Annotated in this window: 30 protein-coding genes; 24 read left to right on the forward strand and 6 right to left on the reverse strand. The window is 62.3% G+C overall.

All coding sequences use genetic code 11. From position 1 onward, the window contains the following. Positions 1 to 16: 16 nt before the first annotated feature. From spoIIIAC to tyrS, 19 genes are all read left to right on the forward strand, one after another. On the forward strand, positions 17 to 211 hold the full coding sequence (spoIIIAC, locus tag ACH2A7_RS01895; RefSeq protein ID WP_177563735.1) for a stage III sporulation protein AC: 195 nt from the start codon (positions 17 to 19) through the stop codon (positions 209 to 211). A gap of 5 nt (positions 212 to 216) precedes the next feature. After that, complete coding sequence (locus ACH2A7_RS01900; RefSeq protein ID WP_394959510.1) at positions 217 to 597, forward strand: SpoIIIAC/SpoIIIAD family protein; 381 nt, start codon at positions 217 to 219, stop codon at positions 595 to 597. Between the two features lie 8 nt (positions 598 to 605). Beyond that, on the forward strand, positions 606 to 1,649 hold the full coding sequence (locus ACH2A7_RS01905; RefSeq protein WP_394959512.1) for a hypothetical protein: 1,044 nt from the start codon (positions 606 to 608) through the stop codon (positions 1,647 to 1,649). Between the two features lie 2 nt (positions 1,650 to 1,651). After that, a complete protein-coding gene (locus ACH2A7_RS01910; RefSeq protein ID WP_394959515.1) occupies positions 1,652 to 2,083 on the forward strand; it encodes a hypothetical protein in 432 nt (143 codons plus the stop codon). Positions 2,084 to 2,094: 11 nt separating this feature from the next. Beyond that, on the forward strand, positions 2,095 to 2,619 hold the full coding sequence (locus ACH2A7_RS01915; protein WP_394959517.1) for a stage III sporulation protein AG: 525 nt from the start codon (positions 2,095 to 2,097) through the stop codon (positions 2,617 to 2,619). 14 nt (positions 2,620 to 2,633) lie between these two features. Next, the gene (locus ACH2A7_RS01920; RefSeq protein WP_394959519.1) at positions 2,634 to 3,230 is read left to right on the forward strand and encodes a SpoIIIAH-like family protein; all 597 of its coding nucleotides are present in this window, start codon (positions 2,634 to 2,636) and stop codon (positions 3,228 to 3,230) included. Positions 3,231 to 3,323: 93 nt separating this feature from the next. Further along, positions 3,324 to 3,683, forward strand: coding sequence for an Asp23/Gls24 family envelope stress response protein (locus tag ACH2A7_RS01925; protein WP_394959521.1), 360 nt, complete (start codon positions 3,324 to 3,326; stop codon positions 3,681 to 3,683). Between the two features lie 61 nt (positions 3,684 to 3,744). Further along, entirely contained in the window at positions 3,745 to 4,191 is a 447-nt protein-coding gene (gene nusB, locus ACH2A7_RS01930) for a transcription antitermination factor NusB (RefSeq protein ID WP_394959523.1), read from the forward strand. A gap of 3 nt (positions 4,192 to 4,194) precedes the next feature. After that, positions 4,195 to 5,127, forward strand: a complete 933-nt coding sequence (locus ACH2A7_RS01935) for a glycoprotease (RefSeq protein WP_394959525.1) — start codon at positions 4,195 to 4,197, stop codon at positions 5,125 to 5,127. Further along, positions 5,120 to 6,355 (forward strand): exodeoxyribonuclease VII large subunit, encoded by a 1,236-nt coding sequence (xseA, locus tag ACH2A7_RS01940; protein ID WP_394959527.1) that lies wholly within the window; start codon positions 5,120 to 5,122, stop codon positions 6,353 to 6,355. Before ACH2A7_RS01935 ends, xseA begins: the two co-directional genes overlap by 8 nt. Further along, the gene (gene xseB / locus ACH2A7_RS01945) at positions 6,333 to 6,563 is read left to right on the forward strand and encodes an exodeoxyribonuclease VII small subunit (protein WP_394959529.1); all 231 of its coding nucleotides are present in this window, start codon (positions 6,333 to 6,335) and stop codon (positions 6,561 to 6,563) included. Before xseA ends, xseB begins: the two co-directional genes overlap by 23 nt. Further along, positions 6,560 to 7,441: a polyprenyl synthetase family protein gene (locus ACH2A7_RS01950; protein WP_394959531.1), complete on the forward strand. Its 882-nt coding sequence runs from the start codon at positions 6,560 to 6,562 to the stop codon at positions 7,439 to 7,441. The genes xseB and ACH2A7_RS01950 overlap by 4 nt, the downstream gene beginning before the upstream one ends. Before the next feature lie 15 nt (positions 7,442 to 7,456). Continuing rightward, a complete protein-coding gene (locus ACH2A7_RS01955; RefSeq protein WP_394959533.1) occupies positions 7,457 to 7,924 on the forward strand; it encodes a divergent PAP2 family protein in 468 nt (155 codons plus the stop codon). A gap of 18 nt (positions 7,925 to 7,942) precedes the next feature. Next, entirely contained in the window at positions 7,943 to 9,802 is a 1,860-nt protein-coding gene (gene dxs, locus ACH2A7_RS01960; RefSeq protein WP_394959536.1) for a 1-deoxy-D-xylulose-5-phosphate synthase, read from the forward strand. Between the two features lie 4 nt (positions 9,803 to 9,806). Further along, on the forward strand, positions 9,807 to 10,604 hold the full coding sequence (locus ACH2A7_RS01965) for a TlyA family RNA methyltransferase (protein WP_394959538.1): 798 nt from the start codon (positions 9,807 to 9,809) through the stop codon (positions 10,602 to 10,604). Between the two features lie 24 nt (positions 10,605 to 10,628). Continuing rightward, positions 10,629 to 11,471 (forward strand): NAD(+)/NADH kinase, encoded by an 843-nt coding sequence (locus ACH2A7_RS01970; RefSeq protein WP_394959540.1) that lies wholly within the window; start codon positions 10,629 to 10,631, stop codon positions 11,469 to 11,471. A 5-nt stretch (positions 11,472 to 11,476) separates the two neighbouring features. Continuing rightward, the gene (locus ACH2A7_RS01975) at positions 11,477 to 11,941 is read left to right on the forward strand and encodes an arginine repressor (protein ID WP_394959541.1); all 465 of its coding nucleotides are present in this window, start codon (positions 11,477 to 11,479) and stop codon (positions 11,939 to 11,941) included. Positions 11,942 to 11,983: 42 nt separating this feature from the next. Beyond that, positions 11,984 to 13,645 carry a DNA repair protein RecN gene (gene recN / locus ACH2A7_RS01980; RefSeq protein WP_394959544.1) on the forward strand — a complete coding sequence of 554 codons (1,662 nt, stop codon included), beginning with the start codon at positions 11,984 to 11,986 and terminating at the stop codon, positions 13,643 to 13,645. Positions 13,646 to 13,993: 348 nt separating this feature from the next. After that, complete coding sequence (gene tyrS, locus ACH2A7_RS01985) at positions 13,994 to 15,214, forward strand: tyrosine--tRNA ligase (RefSeq protein ID WP_394959546.1); 1,221 nt, start codon at positions 13,994 to 13,996, stop codon at positions 15,212 to 15,214. A gap of 46 nt (positions 15,215 to 15,260) precedes the next feature. Here the strand turns inward: tyrS and ACH2A7_RS01990 are convergent, their stop codons facing one another. The 5 genes from ACH2A7_RS01990 to asd form a co-directional block, all read right to left on the reverse strand. Then, positions 15,261 to 15,725, reverse strand: a complete 465-nt coding sequence (locus tag ACH2A7_RS01990) for an ACT domain-containing protein (protein WP_394959548.1) — start codon at positions 15,723 to 15,725, stop codon at positions 15,261 to 15,263. Between the two features lie 17 nt (positions 15,726 to 15,742). Beyond that, positions 15,743 to 16,966, reverse strand: a complete 1,224-nt coding sequence (locus ACH2A7_RS01995; protein WP_394959550.1) for a CapA family protein — start codon at positions 16,964 to 16,966, stop codon at positions 15,743 to 15,745. A 9-nt stretch (positions 16,967 to 16,975) separates the two neighbouring features. Beyond that, entirely contained in the window at positions 16,976 to 17,734 is a 759-nt protein-coding gene (gene dapB / locus ACH2A7_RS02000) for a 4-hydroxy-tetrahydrodipicolinate reductase (protein WP_394959553.1), read from the reverse strand. Between the two features lie 67 nt (positions 17,735 to 17,801). Beyond that, complete coding sequence (dapA, locus tag ACH2A7_RS02005; RefSeq protein WP_394959555.1) at positions 17,802 to 18,689, reverse strand: 4-hydroxy-tetrahydrodipicolinate synthase; 888 nt, start codon at positions 18,687 to 18,689, stop codon at positions 17,802 to 17,804. A 24-nt stretch (positions 18,690 to 18,713) separates the two neighbouring features. Further along, positions 18,714 to 19,793 carry an aspartate-semialdehyde dehydrogenase gene (gene asd, locus ACH2A7_RS02010; RefSeq protein ID WP_394959557.1) on the reverse strand — a complete coding sequence of 360 codons (1,080 nt, stop codon included), beginning with the start codon at positions 19,791 to 19,793 and terminating at the stop codon, positions 18,714 to 18,716. A 201-nt stretch (positions 19,794 to 19,994) separates the two neighbouring features. Here asd and queA point away from each other — a divergent pair, with 201 nt between their 5' ends. The 5 genes from queA to ACH2A7_RS02035 all read left to right on the forward strand — a co-directional run bounded on the left by queA (position 19,995) and on the right by ACH2A7_RS02035 (position 23,965). Then, positions 19,995 to 21,023, forward strand: coding sequence for a tRNA preQ1(34) S-adenosylmethionine ribosyltransferase-isomerase QueA (gene queA / locus ACH2A7_RS02015; protein ID WP_394959559.1), 1,029 nt, complete (start codon positions 19,995 to 19,997; stop codon positions 21,021 to 21,023). 18 nt (positions 21,024 to 21,041) lie between these two features. Beyond that, complete coding sequence (gene tgt / locus ACH2A7_RS02020) at positions 21,042 to 22,175, forward strand: tRNA guanosine(34) transglycosylase Tgt (RefSeq protein WP_394959561.1); 1,134 nt, start codon at positions 21,042 to 21,044, stop codon at positions 22,173 to 22,175. Between the two features lie 80 nt (positions 22,176 to 22,255). Then, positions 22,256 to 22,582, forward strand: a complete 327-nt coding sequence (yajC, locus tag ACH2A7_RS02025) for a preprotein translocase subunit YajC (RefSeq protein WP_394959563.1) — start codon at positions 22,256 to 22,258, stop codon at positions 22,580 to 22,582. 64 nt (positions 22,583 to 22,646) lie between these two features. Next, on the forward strand, positions 22,647 to 23,066 hold the full coding sequence (locus tag ACH2A7_RS02030) for a TIGR04086 family membrane protein (protein WP_394959565.1): 420 nt from the start codon (positions 22,647 to 22,649) through the stop codon (positions 23,064 to 23,066). Positions 23,067 to 23,164: 98 nt separating this feature from the next. Continuing rightward, positions 23,165 to 23,965, forward strand: coding sequence for a hypothetical protein (locus ACH2A7_RS02035; RefSeq protein WP_394959567.1), 801 nt, complete (start codon positions 23,165 to 23,167; stop codon positions 23,963 to 23,965). Here the strand turns inward: ACH2A7_RS02035 and ACH2A7_RS02040 are convergent. Next, positions 23,927 to 24,994 carry a tyrosine recombinase XerC gene (locus tag ACH2A7_RS02040; protein ID WP_394959569.1) on the reverse strand — a complete coding sequence of 356 codons (1,068 nt, stop codon included), beginning with the start codon at positions 24,992 to 24,994 and terminating at the stop codon, positions 23,927 to 23,929. The two genes, ACH2A7_RS02035 and ACH2A7_RS02040, sit on opposite strands and share 39 nt — an antisense overlap. Between the last annotated feature and the right edge of the window lie 22 nt (positions 24,995 to 25,016).

The raw sequence follows: 25,016 nt of genomic DNA on the forward strand, positions 1-25,016 counted from the left end.
GAAAAAGGAGCTGCAAATGGATATTGACCTGGTATTCAAGATCGCCGCCATCGGCATCATCGTGGCGGTGCTCAATCAGCTGCTGATCCGCTCGGGTCGGGAGGATCAAGCCATGATGACCACCCTCGCCGGCCTGATCGTGGTGCTCTCGATGCTGGTGCGGCAGATCAGCGACCTGTTCGTGAGCATCAAGGCGCTGTTCAATCTCTAAGGGCCATGGAGATCTTCGGGATCGCGGCGTTTGTGCTGGTGGCGGCGATGCTCACCGCGCTGCTGCGCCAGTATCTGCCCGCCTATGCCACCGTGTGCCTGAGCCTGTGCGCGGTGCTGCTGCTGGGGCGCATCCTGCAGCTGGCGCAGCCGCTGGTGGCCTGGTTTTCCGCCGCTGCCGGCTATCTGGACGGCGACAGTTTTCTGGTGGTGCTGAAGGCCGCCGGCATTGCGCTGGTGGCCCAGAATATGCAGGATGTGTGCAAAGACGCCGGGCTTTCCACCCTCGCGGGGAAGGTGGAACTGGCGGGCCGCTGCCTGATCCTGGTGTGTGCGCTGCCGCTGTTTGAAACGATCATGGGGGCGCTGATCGCGTTTTTGCAATGAGAAAAATCGTGTGTATCCTGATCCTGCTGTTTATGCTGCCGGCCTGGGTGTTTGCCGAAGGGGAGACGCTGCCGCCCGATGTGCAGCAGGCGCTGGACGAGCCGGGCATTACGGCCGACGAGTTTCAGCAAACGTCGCTGGAAGAAATGCTCGGCGCGCTGTTCCAAACAGCGCGGCAGCAGTTTGAAAAGCCGGTGCGGCTGCTGGTGCAGCTGGTGGGCGCGGCGCTGCTGGGGGCGGTGGCGCTGGCCCTCGCGCCCCAGGGCGACTGGGCACGGCCGCTGGAGAGCGTCTGCGTGCTGGGAATGTTCGCCGTGAGCCTTGCCCCGGCCCTGGAACTGATGAATGCGGTGAGCGAGAGCGTTTCACAATGGCAGGTCTATCTGGTCAGCTTTGTGCCTGTCTTTTCCGGCGTGATCGCCAGCTGCGGCCAGCCCACGCAGGCCATGGTCTACAGCGGGATGTTCCTGACCATGGCAAATTTCAGCGCCCAGGTCATCTGCGCGGCGGCGCTGCCGGTGCTGCAGGTGTATCTGGCGCTGAACACCGCCGGCGGCCTGTGCGGCGTGGGCGGCGTGGCCGACGGCTGCGAACTGCTGGCAAAGGCGGTCAAGTGGCTGCTGGGGCTGGTGTCTGTTGTGTTCGGCGCGGTGCTGGGCCTGCAGAGCGTGCTGGCGCAGAACGCGGATACCCTGGCCATGAAGACCGGCAAATTCCTGCTCAGCAGCAGCATCCCGGTGGTGGGCAGCGTGGCGTCCGACGCCATGGGCAGCGTGCTCAGCGGCCTGCGGGTGCTCAAGGGGTCGCTGGGCTTTGCCGCCATCGCGGTGCTGGCCATCGATTTTCTGCCCATCCTGGTACAGAGCGTGTTCTATTACGCCGCCTATCAGCTGGGCGGCGCCGCCTCCAAGGCCTTCGGCCTGGAGCGGGCGGGCCGGGTGCTGGAGGGCATGGGGCAGGCCGTGGGCATCTGCGTGTCGTTCCTGGTGTTCTTTTTCATGCTGGTGGTGCTGTCCACCGCATTGATGATCACCATGGGGGGAGGTGGATAAGGGTGAAACTGTGGGCACTGAACGTCTGTGTGGCCTGCATCCTGGCCGGGGCGCTGGATCTGTTTTTGCCCCGGCAGGGCAGTTTCAAGAGCATAAAAACCGTGCTGGCGCTGTATATTTTAGTATCGGTGGTCAGCCCTGCGGCCGGAGCGGACTGGCGGGGGCTTGCGGATCTCTCCTTTGAGACGGCCGCGCAGCCCGCGGATTACACCGCCTACGTCTCCGACCTGGCCGCAGCACAGCTTGCGCAGCAGCTGGAGAGCCGGCTGGCCGACGCGGGTGTCGTCGCGCAGGTGCGGATCACCGCCGCGGCGGCGGATGCGCCGGCGGCGGTGACGCTCTTCACCGATCAGCCGGAGGAGGCACTGGCGCTGGCGAAGGAACTTCTGGACGAAACGGCGTATACATTCGACACCGCGCCGCCGCAAACATGAGGGATGGGAAGATGAAACTTGAACGGATCGGGGCGCTGCTGCCCAAACAGCTTGCCGGGCGCGGCAGTCTCGTGTTTTTTGCGGGAGTGTTCGGCGTGTTTTTCCTGATCGCCGGCGGGCTTCCCTTCGGGAGCGGGGAGAAGTCAGTGGACACCGCTGCCGTGCAGACCGCCCAGCAGCGCAGCGAGGCATATGCCCGGCAGCTGGAACAGACCCTCACCGAACTGATCGGCTCCATCCAGGGCGCCGGCAAAACGCGGGTGGCGGTCACGCTGGACGCCAGCGCGGAAACGGTCTACGCCCTGGACGAGACCGACGGCGGAGAGAATGGCCAGCGGCAGCTGGAACACATTCTGGTGGATACCCGTGATGGCCAGGACGCGCTGGTGGAAATGACCTGGGAACCGGTGATCCGCGGCATTGCCGTGGTGTGCGAGGGCGCGGACGACATTACGGTGAACGCGCAGATCACCCAGGCGGTCTCGGTGCTCACCGGGGTGTCCACAAACCGGATCAGCATAGCAAAAATGAGTTAGTTGGAGGTATCGTGATGCGCAGCAAAAAATTGAACCAGAAGATGACCCTGCTCACCCTTGTGGTCGCCCTGGGCGTGGCGGTCTACCTGAATTGGGAGTACGCCAAGAGCACCGACCTGGCGCTGGACGCCGCCGAGGCCAACGCGCCGGTGACCGCCGGTGTGGTGTCCGACGCGCTGGCGGTGGACGGCGACGTGACCACCGGCGACAAGAACTACGGCGAGGCCCAGCTGGTCAGCGTGGGGGAGCCCACCGGCGAGGAGTTCTTCGAACAGGCGCGTCTCTCCCGCACCAAATCCCGGGACGAGGCGCTGGACACCCTGCAGAAAAGCCTGAAGAGCGCGAAACTCTCCGACGAGGAGAAGGATAAACTCACCGCCGAACTCACCGCCACCATCGACCATATCACCGCCGAGAGCGACATCGAAAACCTGGTGAAAGCCAAGGGCTTTGTGGACTGCGTCGCCTTCATCGACGGGGACGCGGTGGATGTGACCGTGATGACCACCAGCGACGGCCTCACCAAGGAAGAGGTGGCCCAGATCCGGGATATCGTGCTGAGCAAGTGCAAGGTCACCGCCCAGAACATCACCATCGTGGAGGTAAAATAACAGTTGTAGAATCGGGCGGATGATGGTATAATAACAGGGAAGTTCCCATGCCGCGGCATGGACGCAAAAAAGCTTGTTTTGGGAGGGCCGGGTATGGACGTTTCAAATACCTGCGTTGTGAATGGCAGCCTGCAGATTTCCACCGAAGTGATCGCCAAGATCGCCCGCATGGCTGCGCTGGAGATCGAGGGCGTCAAGGAAGTCAGCCCTGCCGCTGCCGGCGTGAAGGGCTTGCTCTCCAAATCCAAGAGCGTGGCGGTCAGCCTGACCGACGATGTGGCCGAACTCACGCTGCAGATCGTCGTGTTCTACGGCGCCAGGATTCCTTCGGTGTGCGAAAAGGTGCAGAAGAACGTCAAGGCCGCCGTGCAGAGCATGACCAGCATCACCGTTTCCCGGGTGAATGTGATCGTGGCCGGCGTGCAGGTCCGCCCGGAGCCCACCGAGGAATAAGCCGACGAACCAACAAAAAACGCCAGGGCCCTCCCGCGCCACGCAGGGGGGGCCGCTCGCTGTGAAAGGAACGAAAATGGAGAAATTATCCCGCCGCGCCGCCCGCGAAAACGCGTTTCTGGCCGCTTTTGCCGCCACTTTTGACGATATGCCCCTCGCCGATGTGATCGAGCGGGCCAACGAAGCGGGGGACTACCCGCTGGACGAGTTCGCCCAGGCGCTGCTCGCCGCTTACTATGACCACAGCGCCGAGATCAACGAACTCATCCGCGCGAACCTCAAGGGCTGGACGCTGGAGCGCATCCCCCGCGTCAACCTGACGGTGCTGCGCCTGGCCATCGCGGAAGCTGCCTACGGGCCGGAAAAGCTGCCCGGCGTCGCCATCAACGAGGCGGTGGAACTGTGCAAAAAATACGCCGGCGAGACCGACTATCAGTTCGTCAACGGGCTGCTGGGCAATGTGGTGCGCCAGCTGGGCCTGGAGAGCGGCGAGCCCGCCCAGGTGTGAGCCATGCTGACACTGGGGTTTGATACAAGCAACTACGCAACCTCTTTGGCGGTGTACGACACCTGCTCCAAAGAGGTTGTTTGCGATAAAAAGAAGTTTTTGCCGGTGCGGGCCGGCCAGCTGGGGTTGCGCCAGAGCGACGCGCTGTTCCACCACACGGCAGCCCTGCCTGGGCTGCTGGAAGAACTGGCGGCTCAGGTCGATCTGACAAAGGTCGAAGCGGTGGGCGTCTCCGCCCGGCCCCGCCCGGTGGAGGGGTCGTATATGCCCTGCTTTCTGGCGGGGATCTCCGCAGCGACGGCGTTCAGCGCGGCGAAGGGCATCCCCCTCGTGCAGACCACCCACCAGCAGGGACACATCGCGGCGGCGCTGTACGCCAGCGGGGACGAGAGCCTGTTTTCGCGGCAGGCGCTGGTGTTCCACGTCTCCGGCGGCACCACCGATCTGCTGCTCTGCCAGGGCGCTGACAGCGTGGAGTGCATCGGCACCAGCACCGATCTGTACGCCGGGCAGGCGGTCGATCGGGTGGGCGTGCGGCTGGGGTTTGCGTTTCCCGCCGGCGCGAAGGTGAGCGAACTGGCGGCGCAGTGCACAGAACCCATCCGCCCAAAGTCCAGCGTGAAGGGAACCCAGTGCAGCCTCTCCGGGCTGGAAAATCAGTGCAACCAGCTGCTGGCCGCCGGTAAAAGCCAGGCCTATGTGTGCCGCTACTGCCTTTTGTGCATTGCCGAAACGGCGTACAAAATGGTGGTCAACGCCCGCATGAGCCACCCGGATCTGCCGGTGGTGTTCGCCGGCGGTGTGATGAGCAGCGACGTCATCCAGAAAGAACTTTCGGGCCGGCTGCCCGGCGCGCACTTTGTGCCCGGGCGGTTCTCCAGCGACAACGCCATCGGCGTCGCCCTGCTGGCGGGGCGGGAGGTGTGCCATGACTGATGTGATCGGCGTGACCGCCCTCAACCGCTATGTGAAGTCGGTGCTGGACGGGGACGGTTTTCTGGCAGACCTGGCGCTGCGTGGGGAGATCAGCGGCTTTGTGAACCATGTAAAGAGCGGTCACTGGTATTTTACGCTGAAGGACGAGCGGGCCAGCGTCAAGGCGGTGATGTTCCGCCAGGAGGCGCGGCGGCTCGGCTTTGTTCCCCAGGACGGCATGCGTGTTGTGGTGCGCTGCCGGGTGAGCCTCTACGAGGCCACCGGGTCCTTTCAGGTCTATGTGCAGGATCTGTTCCCCGACGGGCTGGGCGCTGCACAGCTTGCCTTTGATCAGCTGAAGGCGCGGCTGGAACAGGAGGGCCTGTTCCGCCCCGAGCACAAAATGCCGCTGCCCGCCTATCCCCGGTGCATCGGGGTGGTCACCAGCGCCACCGGGGCCGCCTTGCAGGACATCCGGAACGTGCTGAGCCGCCGCTGGCCCCTGGCCACACTGCTGCTGGCGGGGGTGAACGTCCAGGGCCTTGCCGCGGCCCAGGAGATTTGTGACGCCATCGCCGCGCTGGACAAAAGCGGCCTTGCCGACGTCATCATCGTGGCCCGGGGCGGCGGCTCCCGGGAAGATCTGTGGGTGTTCAACGACGAGCGGATCGCCCGGGCGGCCTATGCCTGCAAAACGCCCCTCATCAGCGCGGTAGGGCATGAGATCGACGTCTCCATCCTGGACTACGTCGCGGACCTGCGGGCGCCCACACCCAGCGCCGCGGCGGAGCTTGCCACCCCCGACCGGGAGATGGAGCGAAAAAAAGTATGCACCATCTTGTCAAATATTCATGAATATATGCATTCACGGCTGAATTTGTGCTATAATGAACTTGCTGCGGCGCGCCGGCAGGCGGGCCGCATTACCGGCGAATCCCTCTGCCGGCCCAAACAGGACAAGCTGTTGTCGCTTTGCGGTGCGCTGCAAGAGGCCAAGGCCGGCCTGCTGGCGGAAAAAGGGCGGTCGCTGGCGTCTGCCTGCGCCCTGGCCCACTCTCTGAGCCCCTACGCGGTGTTGGGCCGCGGGTATGCCGTCGTGCGCGACGAGGCGGGCGGATACCTGCCCGTGGCGGCGCTGCAGCCGGGGCAGACCATCCGCTTGCAGGGGACGGGCGCGGAAGCCCGCTGCCAGGTGGAACAGGTCAGCCAGACACAGGAGGACTTTGATGAAAAATCCGAAAAGCTTTGAGGAGGGCATGGCCCGCCTGCAGGAATTGCTGGACCGCCTGGCCAGCCCGGACACCCCGCTGGAGGAGGCCATCTCCCTTTACACCGAGACTGCCGTGCTGGCGGAATACTGCACCAGCGCGCTGGATAAGGCACGGCTGAAGATGCAGACCATCGACGAGCGCATCGCCGCGCTGGCACAGCCGCAGGAGGGGAGCGAGGAACCATGAACTACCGGCAGCGTTATGATGAATATCTCGCCCTGTTCAACGCGCAGATCGCCGTGTGCTGCGACCGCTTTCTGCCCGTGGGCAGCCGGGTGTGCGAGGCGGCGCGGTACAGCCTTCTGGCCGGCGGCAAGCGGGTGCGGGCGGTGCTGTGCATGGCAGCCTGCGAACTGCTGGGCGGCCGGGCGCAGCAGGCGGCGCAGCTGGCCTGCGCGGTGGAGATGCTGCACTGTTATTCGCTGATCCACGACGATCTGCCCTGCATGGATAACGATGATTTCCGCCGGGGCAAGCCGTCCTGCCACAAGGCGTTTGGCGAGGCGACGGCACTGCTGGCGGGGGACCTTCTGCTCACCGAGGCCTTTGAGGCCATCGCGGGCGCGCCCGTCAGTGAGGCCGCCCGGGTGCGGGCCACGGCGGCGCTGGCCCACGGCGCCGGCAGCGCGGGGATGGTGTACGGGCAGGAACTGGACCTCCAGTATGAAAACCAGCCCACAGGGGAAGACGTCCTCCGCCGTGTGCACCGCAACAAGACCGGCGCGCTCATCAACGCGGCGATGCAGATGGGCGCCGCGGCCGCCGACGGCGCCGAAGAGGACTGCCGCCGGCTGGAACAGTTCGCCTACGATCTGGGGCTGGTGTTTCAGATCGTGGACGATGTGCTGGACGTGACCAGCACCAGCGAGGAACTGGGCAAACCTGTGGGCAGCGACGCGGAGAATCACAAGACTACCTTCGCCACCCTCTATGGTCCCCAGGGTGCCATGGACCTGGCACAGAAGATCAATGCGGAGGCCTGCGGCCGGCTGGAACGGGCGTACGGCGAACGATCGGAGTTTTTGACAGCGCTGGCCGGGAGCCTTCTCCGCCGGCGCACTTGAAAGGGAGTATCGTTTTTGGAACTGTTCAAACAAGTGTACGGGTTCAATTATCTTCTGTCCATCTCACTGACCGGCTGGCTGGTGGCGCAGGTCCTTAAAACGCTGCTCAACGGCCTGCTTTTGGGCCGGTTTTCTCTGGAGCGGATGTGGGGTTCGGGCGGGATGCCCAGCTCCCACTCCGCCACCGTCTGCTCCTTGGTGGTGGCGGCGGCCCGGCTTTACGGGCCGGATTCCGCCATCTTCGCCCTGGCGTTCATCATGGCAATCATCGTGATGTACGACGCCATGGGGGTGCGGCGGGAGACCGGTGAGCAGGCGAAGATCCTGAACCGGATGCTCACCGACTGGATGGAGGCGGAAAGCGCCAACAGCCCCTTCCTGGGCGACAAAAAGCTCAAGGAAATGGTGGGCCACACCCCCTTCGAGGTACTGGGCGGCGCCATCGTGGGTGTGGTCGTGGGCTGGCTCATCCCGATCATTTAAATGGAAAGGGCGGGTGACATGGGTTACCCTTTGTTGGAGCAGGTGAACGACCCGCAGCAACTCAAGGCGCTGCCGGCCGACCAGCTGGAGCCGTTGTGTGAAGAGATACGGCAGTTTTTGATTGAAAACGTGTCCAAAACGGGGGGACATCTGTCCTCCAACCTGGGCACCATCGAACTCACCGTCGCGCTGCACCGGGCGTTCAGCACGCCTCAGGACAAGTTTGTCTTTGACGTGGGCCACCAGTGCTACACCCACAAGATCCTCACCGGGCGGCGGGAGCGCTTTGACAGCCTTCGGCAGCTGGGGGGCATTTCCGGCTTTCCCAACCCGAAGGAGAGCGTGCACGACGCCTTTGTGGCCGGCCACGGCAACACCGCGATCTCGGTGGCCATCGGCATGGCCCAGGCCAAAAAGATCAAGGGCGAGCCCGGCAAGGTCATCGCCCTGGTGGGTGACGGCGCGTTCACCGGCGGCATGGTGTACGAGGGGATGAACAACATCGACACCCTCAACAACCTGATCGTCATTTTGAACGACAACAAGATGTCCATCTCCAAGAATGTGGGCTCTCTGGCGCGGTATCTCACCCAGCTGCGCACCAACCCGGAGTATTCCAAGGCCAAGGCCAACCTGGAGACCGTGCTCGGCGCCATTCCCGGCGTGGGCAAGCCCATCGTGCACGCACTGCAGGCCGGCAAGGCGCTGCTGCGCCGGGGCATCTACCACTCCACCATGTTTGAGGAGATGGGCTTTCAGTACCTGGGCCCGGTGGATGGGCACGACGTGCAGCGCCTGAGCGAGTTGTTCGCCAATTTGCAGACCCAGTACGCTCCGGTGTTCATCCATGCGATCACTGTAAAGGGAAAAGGCTTTAATCCTGCGGAGGAGAACCCCGGTGAATTTCACGGTGTGTCCTCCTTCGACCCGGCGCACATCACCGACCCTGACGTGGCGCCGGACGCCTCCTTCTCCACCCAGTTCGGCAACGATCTGGTGGAACTGGCCAAAACGCGGCCGAACATCTGTGCCATCACGGCGGCCATGAAGTACGGCACCGGGCTGCAGTTCTTCTACCGCCGCTTCCCCGAGCGCTTTTTTGATGTGGGCATGGCGGAACAGCACGCCGTGACCTTTGCGGCGGGGCTGGCCAGCCAGGGGATGCTGCCGGTGGTGGCCATCTACTCCACCTTTTTGCAGCGCGCCTATGACCAACTGATCCACGATGTGAAGCTGATGAACAACAATGTGGTGCTGGCCATCGACCGGGCGGGCCTTGTTCCCGGCGACGGCGAGACCCACCAGGGCATCTACGACACCGCCTTCCTCAGCCAGCTTGGCATTCCGATCTATGCGCCCTCCAATTACGCGGAACTGGACCATTGGCTCACTTTTGTGGTGGACAAACTCACCGGCCCCCGGGCCATTCGTTATCCCCGGGGCGGGCAGAGCCAGACGCTGGAAGCGCTGGGCTGCAGCGGCGACGCCTTTGACCGCTGCCTTTCGCAGCCGGACGCCTCCGTCGCGCTGGTCAGCTACGGCAGCATGACCGAGGAGACGCTGGCGGCGGCGCAGCTGCTGGGGCAGAAGGGCCGCCAGGCGGACGTGTACAAGCTGGTACAGCTGTACCCCCTGCCGGAGGGGCTGTGCAAGGCGCTGCTGCGGTATCCCGTGATCCTCTTTGCGGAGGACAGCATCGCCGCCGGCGGGATCGGCGAACATCTCGCCCGCCAGCTGGCAGCGCAAAATTATCAGGGCCGGTTCATCCACAAAGGCATCTCGGCCCGCCAAACACTGCCGCACGCCACGGTACCGCAGATCCGGAACGTTCTGGGTCTGGACGGGGCCAGCCTGGCGGCGGCCGTCTGTGAGGAGTGACCCATTGAAAATTCGTCTCGATCAGTATCTGTGCCAAAACGGCCTTGTGCCCAGCCGGGAGCGGGCCAAAGCGCTCATCATGTCCGGCATCGTATTCGTGGACCAGCAGAAGGCGGACAAGGCCGGTCAGATGATCGCCGAGGACGCCCAGGTAGAGGTGCGGGGGCACGACATCGGGTATGTGAGCCGCGGCGGCCTCAAGCTGGAAAAGGCGATGAAGGCCTTTCCGCTCACGCCCGCCGGCAAGGTGTGCATGGACATCGGCGCCTCCACCGGCGGCTTCACCGACTGTATGCTGCAAAACGGCGCGGTCAAGGTCTACGCGGTGGACGTGGGCTACGGCCAGCTGGCCTGGAAACTGCGTACCGATCCCCGGGTGGTGAACATGGAGCGCACGAACATCCGCAACGTCACGCCGGAGATGCTCGCCGAGCCGGTGGAATTTTTCAGCGTGGACGTCTCTTTTATCTCCCTCAAGCACATCTTTCCGGTGGCGCAGGCGGTCACCGCGCCCGGCGCCGCCGGCGTCTGCCTGGTAAAACCCCAGTTTGAGGCGGGCCGCGAAAAGGTGGGCAAGAAGGGTGTGGTGCGGGAGGCCGAGACCCATCGGGAGGTCATCCTGCAGGCCGCCGGCTACGCGACAGACAACGGTTTCTCGGTGAGCGGGCTGGAATACTCGCCCATTAAGGGCCCCGAGGGGAACATTGAGTTTCTGATGTTCGTGGAGAAAAGCGAAGCGCCGACGCCGCTGGATCCGTCGCTGGCGGATGCCGTGGTGGCGGCGGCGCACGCCGCGCTGTAACTACCGGGAAAAGGGGTGCTGTCCATGACGGTCTGCCTGACAGGCTACAACGCAAAACCCGAGACCGCCCGGGTACTGGCCAGGGCGGCGTCGCTGCTGCTGGCGGCGGGCGCGCGGGTGGTCCTGGCCGGAGAATCCGGTTTTGAGCCGCCCACGGGCGTTGTCCGCCTGCCTGGTGCACAGGCGCTGGCCGAGGCGGACGCGGTGGTCACGGTGGGGGGCGACGGAACCATGCTCCACGCCGCCAAAGAATGCGCCCGCCACGGGCTGCCCGTGCTGGGGGTCAATCTGGGGCGCACCGGTTTTCTGGCCACCTGCGAACTGGACGAGATGAGCGCAAAACTATTCAAGCTGGCCAAAGGAGAGTTTGCGGTGGAGCACCGGGCCCTTTTGCAGGCGGAATGCACCGGCGCCGAGGCACCGCTGATCGCGCTGAACGATCTGGTGATCTACAGCGGGCAGCGGCGGCAGACGGTGGATTTGGATATCTACTGCGACGGAAAAGCGGTGAGCAACTGCCGGGGCGACGGGGTCATCCTGGCTACCCCCACCGGTTCCACCGCCTATTCGCTGTCCGCCGGCGGCCCCATTCTGGACGCGCGCATCCGCGGCCTTGTGGTCACCAGCATCTGCGCTCACAGCCTGCAGCGGCCGGCCATCGTCTTTGCCGCCGATCGCCGCATCACCGTGCGGCCCGGGCCGGATCAGCGGGGCCCCATCCTCGTCAGTTCCGACGGGGAACAGGAGATCCCTCTGCCGGAAAACGGTGAATTGCACGCAAAACTCTCGGAAAAGAGTGTAAAGCTTATAACCTTTAATGGCACGGATCAGTTCGATGCCATTGACAAAAAACTTCGTGGCAGGTGATTCCAATGAAAAACGACCGACACGCAAAGATCCTGGAGCTGATCGAACAATACCCCATCGACCGGCAGGAAGACCTTCTGGCTTACCTCAATGAGGCGGGCTTTTCCGTTACGCAGGCCACCGTTTCCCGGGACATCCGGCAGCTGCACCTTGTGAAGGCGGCGGTGGGCGACGGCAAATACCGCTATGTCTCCAGTGCCTCCGCCAGCGGACCGCGGCATTCCCAGGGGCGGTTTGAGACCATCTTTCGGGAATCCGTGCTCAAGGCGGACTGGGCCGGCTGCACGCTGCTGGTGCGCTGCTATCCCGGCATGGCCAGCGCGGCCTGCGAGATGTTCGATTCGATGCAGTGGGATTTCGACGTGATCGGCACTCTCTCGGGCGACGATACCTTCATCGCCCTGATGCGCACCAAGGAGGACGCGGAGGCCATCTGCCAGGAGTTGCAGCAATACATCACCCGTCACTGACCGGCCGGGCAGCACCAGAGGGAAAAGGGGGCCGAGAGGGCTTTGCTGAAAGATCTGAAAATAGAGAATGTGGCTGTCATCGAGAAGGCCGAGGCGGAATTTTCGCCCGGCCTGAACGTGCTGACCGGCGAGACCGGCGCGGGCAAAAGCATTCTGATCGATTCCATCAACGCCATTCTCGGCAACCGCACCAGCCGGGACCTGGTGCGCACCGGTGCGTCCAAAGCCTGCATCTGGGCCACCTTTACCGACCTTCCCGCCGCCGTGCGCAGTCAGCTGGAACAGGCGGGCTATGAGGCCGGGGACGAACTGCTGCTCTACCGGGAGATCAGCGCCGAGGGCAAGAGCAACTGCCGCGTCAACGGGATGCCCGCCACCGCGGCCATCCTGCGGGATCTGTCGGCGGGGCTCATCAACATCCACGGCCAGCACGACAACCAGAACCTGACCAACCCCGCCCGCCATCTGGCGCTGCTGGACCTCTATGCCCAGAACGACGCGCAGTACAGTGAATACCGGCAGGTCTACCGGCAGCTGATCGCGGTCAAGCGGCAGGCGGACGCGCTGCAGATGGACGAGGAGGAAAAGCAGCGCAGGATGGAACTGCTGCGTTTCCAGGTGGACGAGATCGAATCCGCGGCGCTGCAGCCGGAGGAGGAAGAGCAGCTGACCGCCCGCCGGCAGGTGCTCAGCCACGCCCAGACCATTCTGGAGCAGGTGAGCGCCGCCCATAACGCCCTTGCGGGCGGCGACGAGTTCGGGGGCGCCGCCGATCTTCTGGGGGACGCCGCCGGTCAGCTGGAGGGCGCAGCCCGGCTGGACGAGACGCTGCAAAGCGCCTGCGAGAAGCTGAACGATCTGTATTACACCGCCCGGGAACTGGCCACCGACCTGGCCGACCGGCTGGAGGGATACGGTATGGACCCCGCCGAACTGGACCGGGTGGAGACCCGGCTGGACGAGATCTACCGCCTCAAGCAGAAGTACGGCGGCACGGTGGAGAAGGTGCTGGAACACGGGCAGGCCGCCCGGGAGGAACTGGAGGGCATTGAGCAGTCGGACGAGACCCTGGCAAAGCTGAACGCCGAAAAACAGGCGCTCTACCGCCAGGCCAAGGAAAAAGCGGAGGCCCTCACCCAGACGCGGCTGGAAGCGTTCCGCGATCTGGAGCAGAAGCTGGTAAAAGCCTGTACCTTCCTGAATATGCCCGGGGTGCGCTTCGCGCTGCAGCACACCCGCGGGCCGCTGGCCGGGGCGGGGCAGGATACACTGGAGTTTTATATCTCGCCCAACCCCGGCGAGGCTCCGAAGCCCCTGGCGAAAATAGCCAGCGGGGGCGAACTCAGCCGCATCATGCTGGCGCTCAAGAGCGCGCTGGCGGAAAAGGACGCCATCCAAACCGTCATTTACGACGAGATCGACACCGGTGTGTCCGGCTCGGCGGCGGGACGCATCGGCCAGATGCTCAAGCAGACCTCCGCCGGCCGGCAGGTCATCTGCATCACCCACACCGCCCAGATCGCGGCGCTGGCGGACCGCCATCTGCTCATTCAGAAAAACGTGGAAGGGGAGCGCACCTTTACAAAACTCTATCCGCTGGACGGCGAGGGCCGGGTGCGGGAACTGGCCCGCATCATCTCCGGCGACCAGATCACCCCCATCGCCCTGGCAAACGCCCGGGAAATGCTGGGCCTTGACTCTTGACAAAGGCCCGGCGCTGCGGGTATACTGTACAATATCAAATGCGACGAAGGGAACCAGTACCCTGTGAGAGCGCGGCACAGAGAAGCCCTGGCCGGTGAAAAGGGCAGCGCGCGCAGAGGGGAATACGTCCCGGAGCAGCAGGCTGAACGGCGCGTTGTGCGCCCGGTAGGCCCCGCCGTGTGCGCACGTTACAGCGCAAGGGTGTCTGTGTGCACCCGCCGAGGCCGCTTTCTGCGAGGAGGGCGGCGAACAGAGGTGGTACCGCGAAGTTTCGCCCTCTGCCAAATTCATTTTGGCAGAGGGCTTTTGTTTGCCCTTTGCCCGCAAAACAAGGAGGAGAATGGAAGAATGACGATTTACGACGAACTGGTCGCCCGCGGCCTGATCGCTCAGGTGACCGACGAGGCGGAGATCAAGGACCTCATCAACAACGGCAAAGCCACCCTCTACATTGGCTTTGACCCCACGGCGGACTCGCTGCATGTGGGGCATTTCATGGCTCTGATGCTGATGCGCCGGCTGCAAAAGGCGGGCAACCGCCCCATCGCCCTGATCGGCGGCGGCACCGGCATGGTGGGCGATCCCAGCGGCCGCACCGATATGCGCACCATGATGACGGTGGAGACCATCGCCCACAACTGCGAGTGCTTCAAAAAGCAGATGAGCAAGTTCATCGACTTTTCCGATGGCAAGGCACTGATGCTGAACAACGCCGACTGGCTGATGAAACTCAATTACATCGAACTGCTGCGGGAGGTGGGCGCCTGCTTCTCGGTGAACAACATGCTGCGCGCCGAGTGCTACAAACAGCGGATGGAGAAGGGCCTGTCCTTCCTGGAATTCAACTACATGATCATGCAGTCCTACGACTTCTATCACATGTTCCAGACCGTCGGCTGCAACCTCCAGTGCGGCGGCGACGACCAGTGGTCCAATATGCTGGGCGGCACTGAGCTGATCCGCCGCAAGCTGGGCAAGGACGCCTATGCCATGACCATCACCCTGCTGCTCACCAGCGAGGGCAAAAAGATGGGCAAGACCCAGAAGGGCGCCGTCTGGCTGGATCCCGAAAAGACCTCTCCCTACGAGTTCTATCAGTACTGGCGCAATGTGGATGACGCCGACGTGCTGAAATGCCTGCGGATGCTCACCGACCTGCCCCTGGAGCAGATCGACGCGATGTCCTCCTGGCAGGGCGGTGAACTGAACAAGGCGAAGGAGATCCTGGCCTTTGAGTTGACCAAGCTGGTCCACAGCGAGGAGGAGGCCCAAAAAGCGCAGGAGACCGCCCGCGGCCTGTTCAGCGGTGGAGCCGACACCCAGAACATGCCCTCCACCACCCTCACCGCTGACCAGTTCACCGACGGCAGGATCGGTGTTCTGGACATGATGCTGGCCGCGAAACTGGTGCCCAGCAAGCGGGAGGCCCGCCAGCTGATCCAGCAGGGCGGCGTTCTGCTGGACGGGGAAAAGGTCACCGACCCCACCATGACCGTGAGCGCCGAGGCGCTGGCGGCCGGCGTGGTCATCAAAAAGGGCAAGAAGGTCTACCACAAGGTACAGCTGTAATGCACAAAAAAAGAGTGCCGTCACAGACGGCACTCTTTTTTCATCGTTACAGGCCGAACGCCTCCCGCAGCGCCCCCAGGGCGGTGTCTTCATCCTCCGAGGCCACCAGCAGCGAGATGTCCACCGAACTGGTGGTGATCAGGTGGATGGGCACTTTGGCGGCGGCCATGACCTCCATCACCCGGGAGGCCACGCCGCACAGATTCGGCATTTCCTGTCCGAACAGGGTCAGTTTGGTATACCCGCCGCTGATCAGCGGCGCCGGCCCGCTTTTGCCCGCCGTGACCTGGGGCAGCGTGCGCATCACGATTGACCAGTTGTCATAGGAGGTGGTAAAGCTCAGCGCAGCCTCATCGCCCTGGGGCAGGCCCTGGCAGATCATGTCCATGTTGACCCCGGCCGCAGCAAAGGGGGAGAGGTACCCTGCCGGTCCGCCCTCGCTCTGCCGCACGGCAGGGAAGGCCACCACCATGATGTTCTGTTCGCTGGAAAGATCGGAAATCCCGTTCATATTGTACTGCCTCCCTTTTATAGATCCAAAAAAGTGTTGTCAATATTCTCCCGCAGCACCGATTCAATATAGCTTTTGCTGAAACCGGGAAAGTTTGCCCGCACACCATGGCTTGCGGCCAATTCGTCGGTGTAATCCTTGTAGAGATAAATGCGGATCTGGGAATAGTTCTGGCCGTAATGGTTGACGGTGGGATGGAGCATCGGCTCCTTCAACACCGTCTCGCTGGAGCCGTCCGGCTGGGTGGTTTTTTCCAGTGTGAAGCTCAGCACCACACCGATCATCGTGTCCGCCGTGGACTGGGCGTTCAGAAAGTTTCCCAGGGAATAGGCCACAAATACCTGCCGTCCATCGGCGGCGGTGAGCCATTGGGCGTCCTGCACCACATGGGGGTGGGTGCCGATCACCACACCGGCGCCCCAGTCCGCCATCTGCTGTGCCAGGGCTCGCTGGGCGTCGGTCGCCTTGTGGCTGCCCTCCACGCCCCAGTGCACGCCCACCACCACGAAGTCCGCCTGCTGGCGGGCCAGTTCGATCTGCCGCTGGATCACGTCGGTCTCTCGGGTGTAGATCAGATTCGCCTCGGCGCCCGCCGGCGTGGGAATGCCGTTGGTGAACTCGGTATAGGACAGATAGGCGATCCGGATGCCGTTCGTCTCCCGGATCACGATGTTATCGTAATCCGCTTCGCCCTCGTACAGTCCGCAGGTGACGGCATCCTCCGGCAGGCTGGCCCAGAAGCGCCGCGTGGCGGCAATGCCCTCGGCGCCCTTGTCGTATGTATGGTTGTTGGCAAGGCTGAACACGCGGAACCCAATGTCGTACAACTCCCGCCCCATATCGCCCGGGGTGGAAAAGCAGGGATAACTGCTGGGTTCCAGTTCGTCGTTGACCAGCGTTTCCTGGTTGATCCAATTCACGTCGAACCCGGCGTAGAAGTCCCGCACGGCGTCGTAGCAGAAGGAAAAATCGTATCCCGTTTCACCCTCCGCCTGGGCACGGCGCGCTGCCTGATTGAAGATGCCGTTGTGGATCAGGTTGTCGCCAGTGGCGGAAAAACGCACGGTGGACACCGTTGGTGTCGGCTGCGGCGTGGGCACCGGAGCGGGGGAGGGTGAAGGCGATGGCTGCGGGTAAGACGCCGCGGTCTGCCGCACCGAAGAAAAGGTGTTGCTCGCAAGGGGAACGATCATCAGCAGCGCGATGACCGCCAGTGCGAGAACGATCAGTTTTTTTTTCATTTTGATTCCTTACAGAAGTTCCTTCATCAGGTCTTTCATGGTGTAAAGGCCAGGGCCTTTATTGGAAAGAAATACCGCCGCGTTCACCGCGCCGTTGGCGAATACGCGGCGCGAACCCGCGCTGTGGCCAAGGGTGATCACCTCGTCCGGCCCGCAGAACAAAATCTCATGTTCACCCACGATGCTGCCACCCCGGACCGAGTGTATCCCGATCTCATGGGGCGAGCGCTTCTGCCGCACGCTGTGGCGGTCGTACACATATTCATAGGGCTGGGCGGCCACCTTGTTGATCTCGTCGGCCAGCAGCAGCGCGGTGCCGCTGGGGGCGTCCAGCTTGTTGTGATGATGCTTTTCGATGATCTCGATGTCGTAGTCCAGCCCCAGTGCTGCCGCCGCCTGTTGGGCCAGCTGGGCCAGCAGATTGATGCCCATGGACATATTGGCGCTCTTGAATACGGCGCAGCGGGTGCTGGCGTCGGCCAGCAGCGCTTCGGTGTCCGTGTCCAGCCCGGTGGTGCAGATGACACAGGGCAGCGCGTTTTGCGCGCAGAAGCGCAGCGCGTTGCGGGTGGCGGCGGGGCTGGAAAAATCGATGAGCACATCGGCCTGCACGTTCAATTCTTCCAGACTGGCCGCCACGGGGATGGCCCCGCTCTGGGGGGTGATATCCACGCCGCCCACCACGCGGCAGTCATCACGCTGGTCGATCAGTTCGCACAGGACCTTGCCCATGCGGCCGTTGATTCCCTGAATGATGATACGGGTCATAGTGTGTTTCTCCTGTTCTTTTGACAAAAGGCCCGGCGCAGACAGCGCGCGGGCCTTCTGAGTCCTCTTATAAAAGGCCGGCGTTCTGCAGTTCCCGACGGACCAGTGCGGCGTGATCGTCGCTCAGCGGCACCAGCGGCAGACGGCAGGGCCCGGACGGGAGCCCCATCATCTCCAGGGCGGCTTTTACGGGGATGGGATTCACTTCACAGAACATCGCCTTGCAAAGGCCCATCAGCTTCAGCTGCAGGTCACGGCTCTCCTCGATCTTTCCGTCGAACCACAATTGGCACATCCGGTGCATGGGCTCGGGCGCCACGTTGGAGACCACCGAGATCACGCCCTTGCCGCCCAGCGCCAGGATGGGCACCACCTGATCGTCGTTGCCGGAATACAGCGGCAGTTCGTCGCCGCACAGGGCGGCGGTCATGGCGATCTGGCTGATGTTGCCGCTGGCCTCCTTGATGCCGCAGATCAGCGGGTTTTTGGCTAGTTCCCGCGCGGTGGCAGACTCGATGTTCACCCCGGTGCGGGAGGGGACGTTGTACAGGATCGCGGGCAGGCCGGCGGCGTCCACGATGGTGTTGAAGTTGGCGATCAGACCCTTTTGCGTGGTCTTATTGTAATACGGCGTCACAAGCAGCAGCGCGTCCGCGCCCAGGGCTTTGGCCTCTTTGGACATATCCACCGCGTGCTCGGTGTAGTTGGAACCGGTGCCCGCGATCACAGGAACACGCCCCGCGGCGGCCTTCACCGCAACACGGATGCATTCAAGGTGCTCGTCGTCTTTCAAAGTGGCGGACTCGCCCGTCGTGCCGCAGATCACAATGGCGTCGGTGCCGCCCTTGATCTGGTATTCGATCAGCTGCACCAGCCCCTCGTAATCCACCTTGCCGTTCGGCAGCATCGGGGTGATGATGGCGACGGCGGCTCCGGTGAAGATCGTCGTTTTCATTGCGCTCAACTCCTTTTGGTTCGATCAGTCAAAATAACCTTTGGCGGCCAGCAGTTCAGCCAGAAGGACGGCGCCGCCCGCCGCGCCCCGCAAAGTATTATGGGACAGACAGACGAACTTGTAGTCATACTGGGTATCCGGGCGCAGGCGGCCGATAGAAACGGCCATGCCGTTTTCCAGGTTGCGGTCCAGCTTGGTCTGAGGCCGGTCGTTCTCCTCAAAATAGTGCAAAAAGTGTTTCGGGGCGCTGGGCAGCTTCAGGCGCTGCGCCTCACCCTCGTAATCCGCCCAGCGCGCCAGGATCTCCTCTTTGGAGGGGGTCTTCTCAAAACTCATGAAGACGGCGGCCATGTGCCCGTCGGACACCGGGATGCGCAGGCACTGGGCGGTGATGGAGGGGGCGGCGGCCGGCACGATGACGCCGGCTTCCACCTTGCCCCACAGCTTCAGCGGCTCCTGTTCGCTCTTTTCCTCCTCGCCGCCGATGTAGGGGATGCAGTTGTCTACCATTTCCGGCCAGGTGGCAAAGGTCTTGCCCGCGCCGGAGATCGCCTGGTAGGTGCACACCAGCGCCTTGGTGAGGCCGAATTCATCCTTCAGCGGATGCAGCGCCGGCACATAGCTTTGCAGCGAACAGTTGGATTTGACCGCCACAAAGCCCTTTTTGGTGCCCAGACGCGCTCTCTGGGCCGGGATGACCTCAAGGTGCTCGGGGTTGATCTCCGGCACCACCATGGGCACATCGGGGGTGAAGCGATGGGCGCTGTTGTTGGAGACCACCGGGCATTCCGCCTTGGCGTAGCTCTCTTCCAGCGCGCGGATCTCCTCTTTTTTCATGTCCACCGCGCAGAACACAAAGTCCACCTGGGAAGCCACTTCCTCCACATGGGAGGCATCCAGCACCACCATGTTCCGAACGTTCGCGGGCATCGGGTCCGGCATGGCCCAACGGTCGCCCACAGCCTCCTCGTAGGTTTTGCCTGCCGAGCGGGGAGAGGCAGCCAGAACGGCCAGATTGAACCAGGGATGCTGCGCCAGCAGAGATACGAACCGCTGACCGACCATGCCGGTGGCGCCCACGACGCCCACTTGATACTGTTTCATTGTACACTCGTTCCTTTCCGCAAAGCCCTCTATGATTTGCCGGTGTGGACGTATAAAAAAAACCGGCTTGAAAACCGGCAATGTATGCAATATAATAAATTAGATTGCATAGCGTGCACAGCGCACCACACCTTTAATAAATATGTTTTAAATATAGCATTGCCGCACGGCAATGTCAATTGTGAAGAAAGGCAATACTCCATGCTGAAAAAAGATTTTTGGTTTGACCTGCCCCATGAACTGATCGCACAGGAACCGGCCGATCCACGGGACTCCGCCCGCCTTTTGTGCGCGCAGCGGGGCAGCGATGAACTTCGCCACAAGGTGTTTCGTGATCTGCCTGACCTATTAAATGCCGGGGATCTTCTGGTTGTGAACGATTCCAAGGTTTTGCCCGCCCGTTTGGTGGGGGAAAAGGCGGAAACCGGCGCGGTGAGCGAAATTTTGCTGCTGCGGCAGGTGAAGGGCGATGTGTGGGAGTGCCTGGCAAAGCCCGGCAAACGTCTGAAAGCCGGCACCGAAGTGGTGTTTGGCGACGGCAGCCTGCGGGCGGTCATCCGCGAGACGATGGAGGACGGCAACAAGCTGGTGGAGTTCTTCTATGACACCCAGACGCTGTATGAAAAGCTGGATGAGTTCGGCAAGATGCCGCTGCCGCCCTATATCACCCGTCAGCTGGAGGACCAGAGCCAGTACCAGACCGTGTACGCAAAGGAACTGGGCAGCGCCGCGGCCCCTACGGCGGGCCTGCATTTCACCCCGGAACTGATGGATCGGCTGCGGGCGAAGGGCGTGGATTTCGCCGAGGTGACGCTGCATGTGGGCCTTGGGACCTTCCGCCCCGTGAAAGAGGAAGACATCGCCGACCACCAGATGCACTCGGAGTGGTACTCCGTCAGCGAAGAGACCGCCCGCAAGATCAACGAGACGAAAGCCCGGGGCAACCGGGTGATCTGTGTGGGCACCACCAGCTGCCGCACCCTGGAATCGGTGGCGGCCAAATACGGCGAGATCCGCGCCTGCAGCGGTGACACGGACATCTTCCTTTATCCCGGCTGCAAGTTTCGGTGCATGGACGGGCTGATCACCAATTTCCATCTGCCGGAGAGCACCCTCATTATGCTGGTCAGCGCTTTCTACGGTTACGAGCGCACCATGGCCGCCTATCGGGAGGCGGTGGCCCAGCGGTACCGGTTCTTCAGCTTTGGCGATGCCATGCTGATTCTGTAAACGAAAGGAACTTTACACATGCCTTATCGCTTGATCAAGACCGAGCACGCCGCCCGACGGGGCGAGTTTGAGACGGTACACGGCACCGTGCAGACGCCGGCGTTCATGAACGTGGCCACCGCCGCCGCCATCAAGGGCGGGCTTTCCGCCTTTGACCTGAAGGACATCGGCTGCCAGGTGATGCTGTGCAACACCTACCATCTGCACCTGCGCCCGGGGGACAAGCTGGTGGCCGAGTTGGGCGGCCTGCACAAGTTCACCCGCTGGGACGGCCCCATTCTCACCGACAGCGGCGGGTTCCAGGTGTTCAGCCTGGCAAAACTGCGCAACATCACCGAGGAGGGCGTGACCTTCCACTCCCATCTGGACGGCCACAAGATCTTTATGGGCCCCGAGGAGAGCATGCAGATCCAGGCGAACCTGGGCTCCACCATTGCCATGGCCTTTGACGAGTGCGTGGAGAATCCCGCCCAGTACGACTACGCGAAGGCCAGCTGCCAGCGCACCGTGCGCTGGCTGGCGCGCTGCAAGACCGAGATGGCCCGGCTGAAGGCGGAAGGCCTCGCCGTCAATCCGCATCAGCTGCTGTTCGGCATCAACCAGGGATGCACCTTCGATGAACTGCGCGTCGAGCACATGAAGCAGATCGCCGACATGGACCTGGATGGCTATGCCATCGGCGGCCTGGCGGTGGGGGAGCCCGCGGAGGAGATGTATCGCATCATCACCGCGGTGGAGCCCTTCGCACCGAAGGATAAGATCCGCTACCTGATGGGGGTGGGCACGCCGGGCAACATCATCGAGGGCGTGTGGCGCGGCGTGGACCTGTTCGACTGTGTCATGCCCAGCCGCAACGCCCGCCACGGTCATCTGAACACCTGGAGCGGTATCATCAACATCAAGAATCTGAAATACGAAAAGGACGAACGCCCCATCGACCCGGAGTGCGACTGCCCCGTGTGCCGCAACTTCAGCCGCGCCTATCTGCGGCATCTGTTCAAGGCCGACGAGATGCTGGGGATGCGTCTGGCGGTGATGCACAACCTCTATTTCTACAATCACCTCCTGGAGCGCATCCGCGCCGAACTGGACGCCGGGACCTACGAGGCCTTCCACGACCGCTATGTGACCCTGCTGGACACCCGGATTTGATCCGGCAATCCCTTGCAAATTGTGCCGGTATCCGCTATAATTGATACAATACGATCCCGAATTTCGAGAGGAGTTAGACAATGAACATTCAGTTTCTGTCCACCATGGATCCCAACACGATGAGCAACATCAGCATGATCGCCATGCTGGTGATTATGTTTGCGGTGATGTACTTTTTGCTGTACCGTCCCCAGAAAAAGCAGCAGAAGAAGGAAGCCGAGATGCGCAACTCGCTGGAGATCGGCGATGAGGTGACCACCATCGGCGGCATCGTTGGCCGTGTGATCGCCATCAAAGAGGACACCTTCGTGCTGGAGACCGGCAGCGACCGCACCAAGATCCGTTTCCGCCGCGCCGCCGTGCAGGCCGTGAACAAGCTGGAGATGGAAACTCCTGCGCAGAAATAACAACATCCGGACTAAAAAGCCGCCTCCCCGCATACTGTTTTAGTGTGCAGGGAGGTGCTTTTTTATGCCAAAACAGCCGAAACCGGGGCGCAATGCCAGCGGCCCTCTGGGAAAGATCCTGATCTCCGGTGTCGCGGGATTGGCCGTGACGTTTCTTGCGCTGCTTTTCTGCAGCTGGCTGTTCACCAGAACGCAGTTGCCCGCATGGTCCGCCGTGCCCATGGCCACCTGTGCAGTGTGTCTGGGCTGCTTTGTCTGTGGCCTCGCTCTGGCGCGAGGATTCAAAAAGAACGGCTTGTTCTGTGGCCTGTGCACAGGGGTGGCGTACTATCTGATCTACCTTGCGGCCGCGCTGCTCAACGGTCAGTTCGACTTCACCGCCACCGCCGGCATCAAGCTGGTCTGCTACATCCTGGCCGGCTGCTTCGGCGGGTATCTTGGGATCGTGATAGCGGAACGCAAACGAACCCGCCGTCCCGGTTAAAGGAAAAACGCTCCGCTTTGCAACGCGCGGAGCGTTTTTTCATAGGGATCGGATCCACCGCATACAATTTTGTAAACAACCAAAAAGAGGTACAAGCTATGTGGACGTATCGCCCTTCCGACACTGTAATCACACAACGACCCCCGCAGCAGCCCGCCGCCCCGGTCAAAACGCCGCTTTCGGTCCGCCAGCAGCCCATACAGCCGCAGCGCGATGCTCCTCGTCCGGCGGAGCCGGCGGACAGGCAGGTCAGAACCGGCGGCACCACCCCGAACGTTTCCGCGCAGACAATGCGGCGGCAGAGATTCAGCGCGGCATCGCGCCCCGCAATGCTGCGGACCGCCTGTGTGATGGGGGGCCTGTATCTGTGCGGGCTTGCGGTGGGGTCCGTTTGCAGCCGTATCCTGAGCGAGCCGCTGATGACCTATGCCCGCTATTTTGCCTCCATCGACCTGGGGCTGCGCACCACGGGCAACGGGGCGATGGTTTTCAGCGTGGGGTTTCTGTCGCTGTTCTGCCAACTCACCCTGGTCCTCATCGCCGGATTCTGTGTGCTTGGCGTTGGCCTGATCCCCATCACCATGCTGCTGAAAGGCGCCGGCACCGGTGTGTTCACCGCGCTGTTGTATCAGCAGTTGGGCGCGGCGAAGGGGCTTTTGCTGCAGGCGCTGGTGTTTTGGCTTCCGGAGGTGCTGGGCAGCCTGTTCGTGATACTGTTAAGTGCGTCCGCTTTCCATGTGTCCTGTGGGTTACTGCGCAGTTGCTTGGGGCATGGGGGGAATGGCCTTGGCACAGCGGCACGGCGCATGATCCGCCGTTACCTGGCCGTGAATTTTGCCGCCATGCTTGTGTGCGTGCTATCAGTCCTGCTCACTCTCGTCTTCGGCAGGCTGTTCTGACACCGCTTGGGGATCCTGTGGCTGTATATAGGAGATTCTGGACAGGGGAGTGGACTTGGCGGCCTTTCGCAGCTTTTCGGTGTTGATGTGTGTGTAGATCTCGGTGGTGGACACATGCGCATGCCCCAGTATTTCTTTGAGTTCCAGCATATCCACGTTGCCGTGGCGATACATCAGCGTCGCCGCTGTATGGCGCAGTTTGTGCGGAGAATATCCCTTTCCGGCAAGCCCGGCTGTTTGCAGGCAGTGGTCCACGATCTGCTGTACGCGCCGGGCACTCAGGCGCCTGCCCGTCTTTTTGGAAACGAACAGAGCCTGTGGGTCCCGCAGGTTGCCCAGCGCCGCACGGGCAGCGCGATAGTGCTTCAGCGCGTCCATACAGGCGGCGTTCAGATACACCAGCCGCTCTTTGTTGCCCTTGCCCACGATGCGGATGGTGTCCTCCTGAAAATCCTTCAGATCAATAGCCACAAGTTCGCTCAGGCGCATGCCGCAGTTCAAAAAAAGCGTGAGGATGCAGAAGTCACGCTCGTAAAAGTCGCTTTGTATATTTTTTAACAAGTCGATGCTTTCCTCGAGAGAAAGGTATTTCGGCAACGCCTTTTTCAGGCTGGGCACAGAAATATCCTTGGCCGGGTCATCCAACAGGCGATTGGACTTCACCGTCATGAATCGATAGAAACTCTTGATGCTGGTCAGCTTGCGGGCGCGGGCGGCTGGTTCGTTGTGCCGTTCGTTTTTTAAAAAATACAGATACTCATAGATTTCCGACTGGGTCACGCTGCCGATGGCCGCTGTATCGACAGAACGGATGTCGATGTCCTCAAACGCGCAGTTGGACGGAGCGAGGCCGCGTTCACGCAACAGGAATTTGAAGAACAGCCGCAGATCAATGTAATAGGCATTGACCGTGCGGGGCGATCGGTTGAGGATCGCGCCAAGGTAATTCAAAAAATCCCGTACATCCCGCGGGATATCCTCATACGGATCGTGGCGCTCGGGATGCATGGTATCGATATAGGTGCTCATATAACCGGGTTTGCCCTCCCCT

The sequence above is a fragment of the Candidatus Allofournierella merdavium genome, from assembly GCF_944382735.1.
In the GTDB taxonomy this organism is placed as follows: Bacteria; Bacillota; Clostridia; order Oscillospirales; family Ruminococcaceae; genus Allofournierella_A; species Allofournierella_A merdavium.

Bases quoted from the DNA above. Each gene is read 5' to 3' on its own strand.
- spoIIIAC (WP_177563735.1), top strand. From the start codon at position 17: ATGGATATTGACCTGGTATTCAAGATCGCCGCCATCGGCATCATCGTG.
- ACH2A7_RS01900 (WP_394959510.1), top strand. From the start codon at position 217: ATGGAGATCTTCGGGATCGCGGCGTTTGTGCTGGTGGCGGCGATGCTC.
- ACH2A7_RS01915 (WP_394959517.1), top strand. From the start codon at position 2,095: ATGAAACTTGAACGGATCGGGGCGCTGCTGCCCAAACAGCTTGCCGGG.
- ACH2A7_RS01920 (WP_394959519.1), top strand. From the start codon at position 2,634: ATGCGCAGCAAAAAATTGAACCAGAAGATGACCCTGCTCACCCTTGTG.
- ACH2A7_RS01925 (WP_394959521.1), top strand. From the start codon at position 3,324: ATGGACGTTTCAAATACCTGCGTTGTGAATGGCAGCCTGCAGATTTCC.
- ACH2A7_RS01935 (WP_394959525.1), top strand. From the start codon at position 4,195: ATGCTGACACTGGGGTTTGATACAAGCAACTACGCAACCTCTTTGGCG.
- xseA (WP_394959527.1), top strand. From the start codon at position 5,120: ATGACTGATGTGATCGGCGTGACCGCCCTCAACCGCTATGTGAAGTCG.
- xseB (WP_394959529.1), top strand. From the start codon at position 6,333: ATGAAAAATCCGAAAAGCTTTGAGGAGGGCATGGCCCGCCTGCAGGAA.
- ACH2A7_RS01950 (WP_394959531.1), top strand. From the start codon at position 6,560: ATGAACTACCGGCAGCGTTATGATGAATATCTCGCCCTGTTCAACGCG.
- dxs (WP_394959536.1), top strand. From the start codon at position 7,943: ATGGGTTACCCTTTGTTGGAGCAGGTGAACGACCCGCAGCAACTCAAG.
- ACH2A7_RS01970 (WP_394959540.1), top strand. From the start codon at position 10,629: ATGACGGTCTGCCTGACAGGCTACAACGCAAAACCCGAGACCGCCCGG.
- ACH2A7_RS01975 (WP_394959541.1), top strand. From the start codon at position 11,477: ATGAAAAACGACCGACACGCAAAGATCCTGGAGCTGATCGAACAATAC.
- tyrS (WP_394959546.1), top strand. From the start codon at position 13,994: ATGACGATTTACGACGAACTGGTCGCCCGCGGCCTGATCGCTCAGGTG.
- ACH2A7_RS01990 (WP_394959548.1), bottom strand. From the start codon at position 15,725: ATGAACGGGATTTCCGATCTTTCCAGCGAACAGAACATCATGGTGGTG.
- ACH2A7_RS01995 (WP_394959550.1), bottom strand. From the start codon at position 16,966: ATGAAAAAAAAACTGATCGTTCTCGCACTGGCGGTCATCGCGCTGCTG.
- dapB (WP_394959553.1), bottom strand. From the start codon at position 17,734: ATGACCCGTATCATCATTCAGGGAATCAACGGCCGCATGGGCAAGGTC.
- dapA (WP_394959555.1), bottom strand. From the start codon at position 18,689: ATGAAAACGACGATCTTCACCGGAGCCGCCGTCGCCATCATCACCCCG.
- asd (WP_394959557.1), bottom strand. From the start codon at position 19,793: ATGAAACAGTATCAAGTGGGCGTCGTGGGCGCCACCGGCATGGTCGGT.
- queA (WP_394959559.1), top strand. From the start codon at position 19,995: ATGCTGAAAAAAGATTTTTGGTTTGACCTGCCCCATGAACTGATCGCA.
- tgt (WP_394959561.1), top strand. From the start codon at position 21,042: ATGCCTTATCGCTTGATCAAGACCGAGCACGCCGCCCGACGGGGCGAG.
- yajC (WP_394959563.1), top strand. From the start codon at position 22,256: ATGAACATTCAGTTTCTGTCCACCATGGATCCCAACACGATGAGCAAC.
- ACH2A7_RS02030 (WP_394959565.1), top strand. From the start codon at position 22,647: ATGCCAAAACAGCCGAAACCGGGGCGCAATGCCAGCGGCCCTCTGGGA.
- ACH2A7_RS02035 (WP_394959567.1), top strand. From the start codon at position 23,165: ATGTGGACGTATCGCCCTTCCGACACTGTAATCACACAACGACCCCCG.
- ACH2A7_RS02040 (WP_394959569.1), bottom strand. From the start codon at position 24,994: ATGAGCACCTATATCGATACCATGCATCCCGAGCGCCACGATCCGTAT.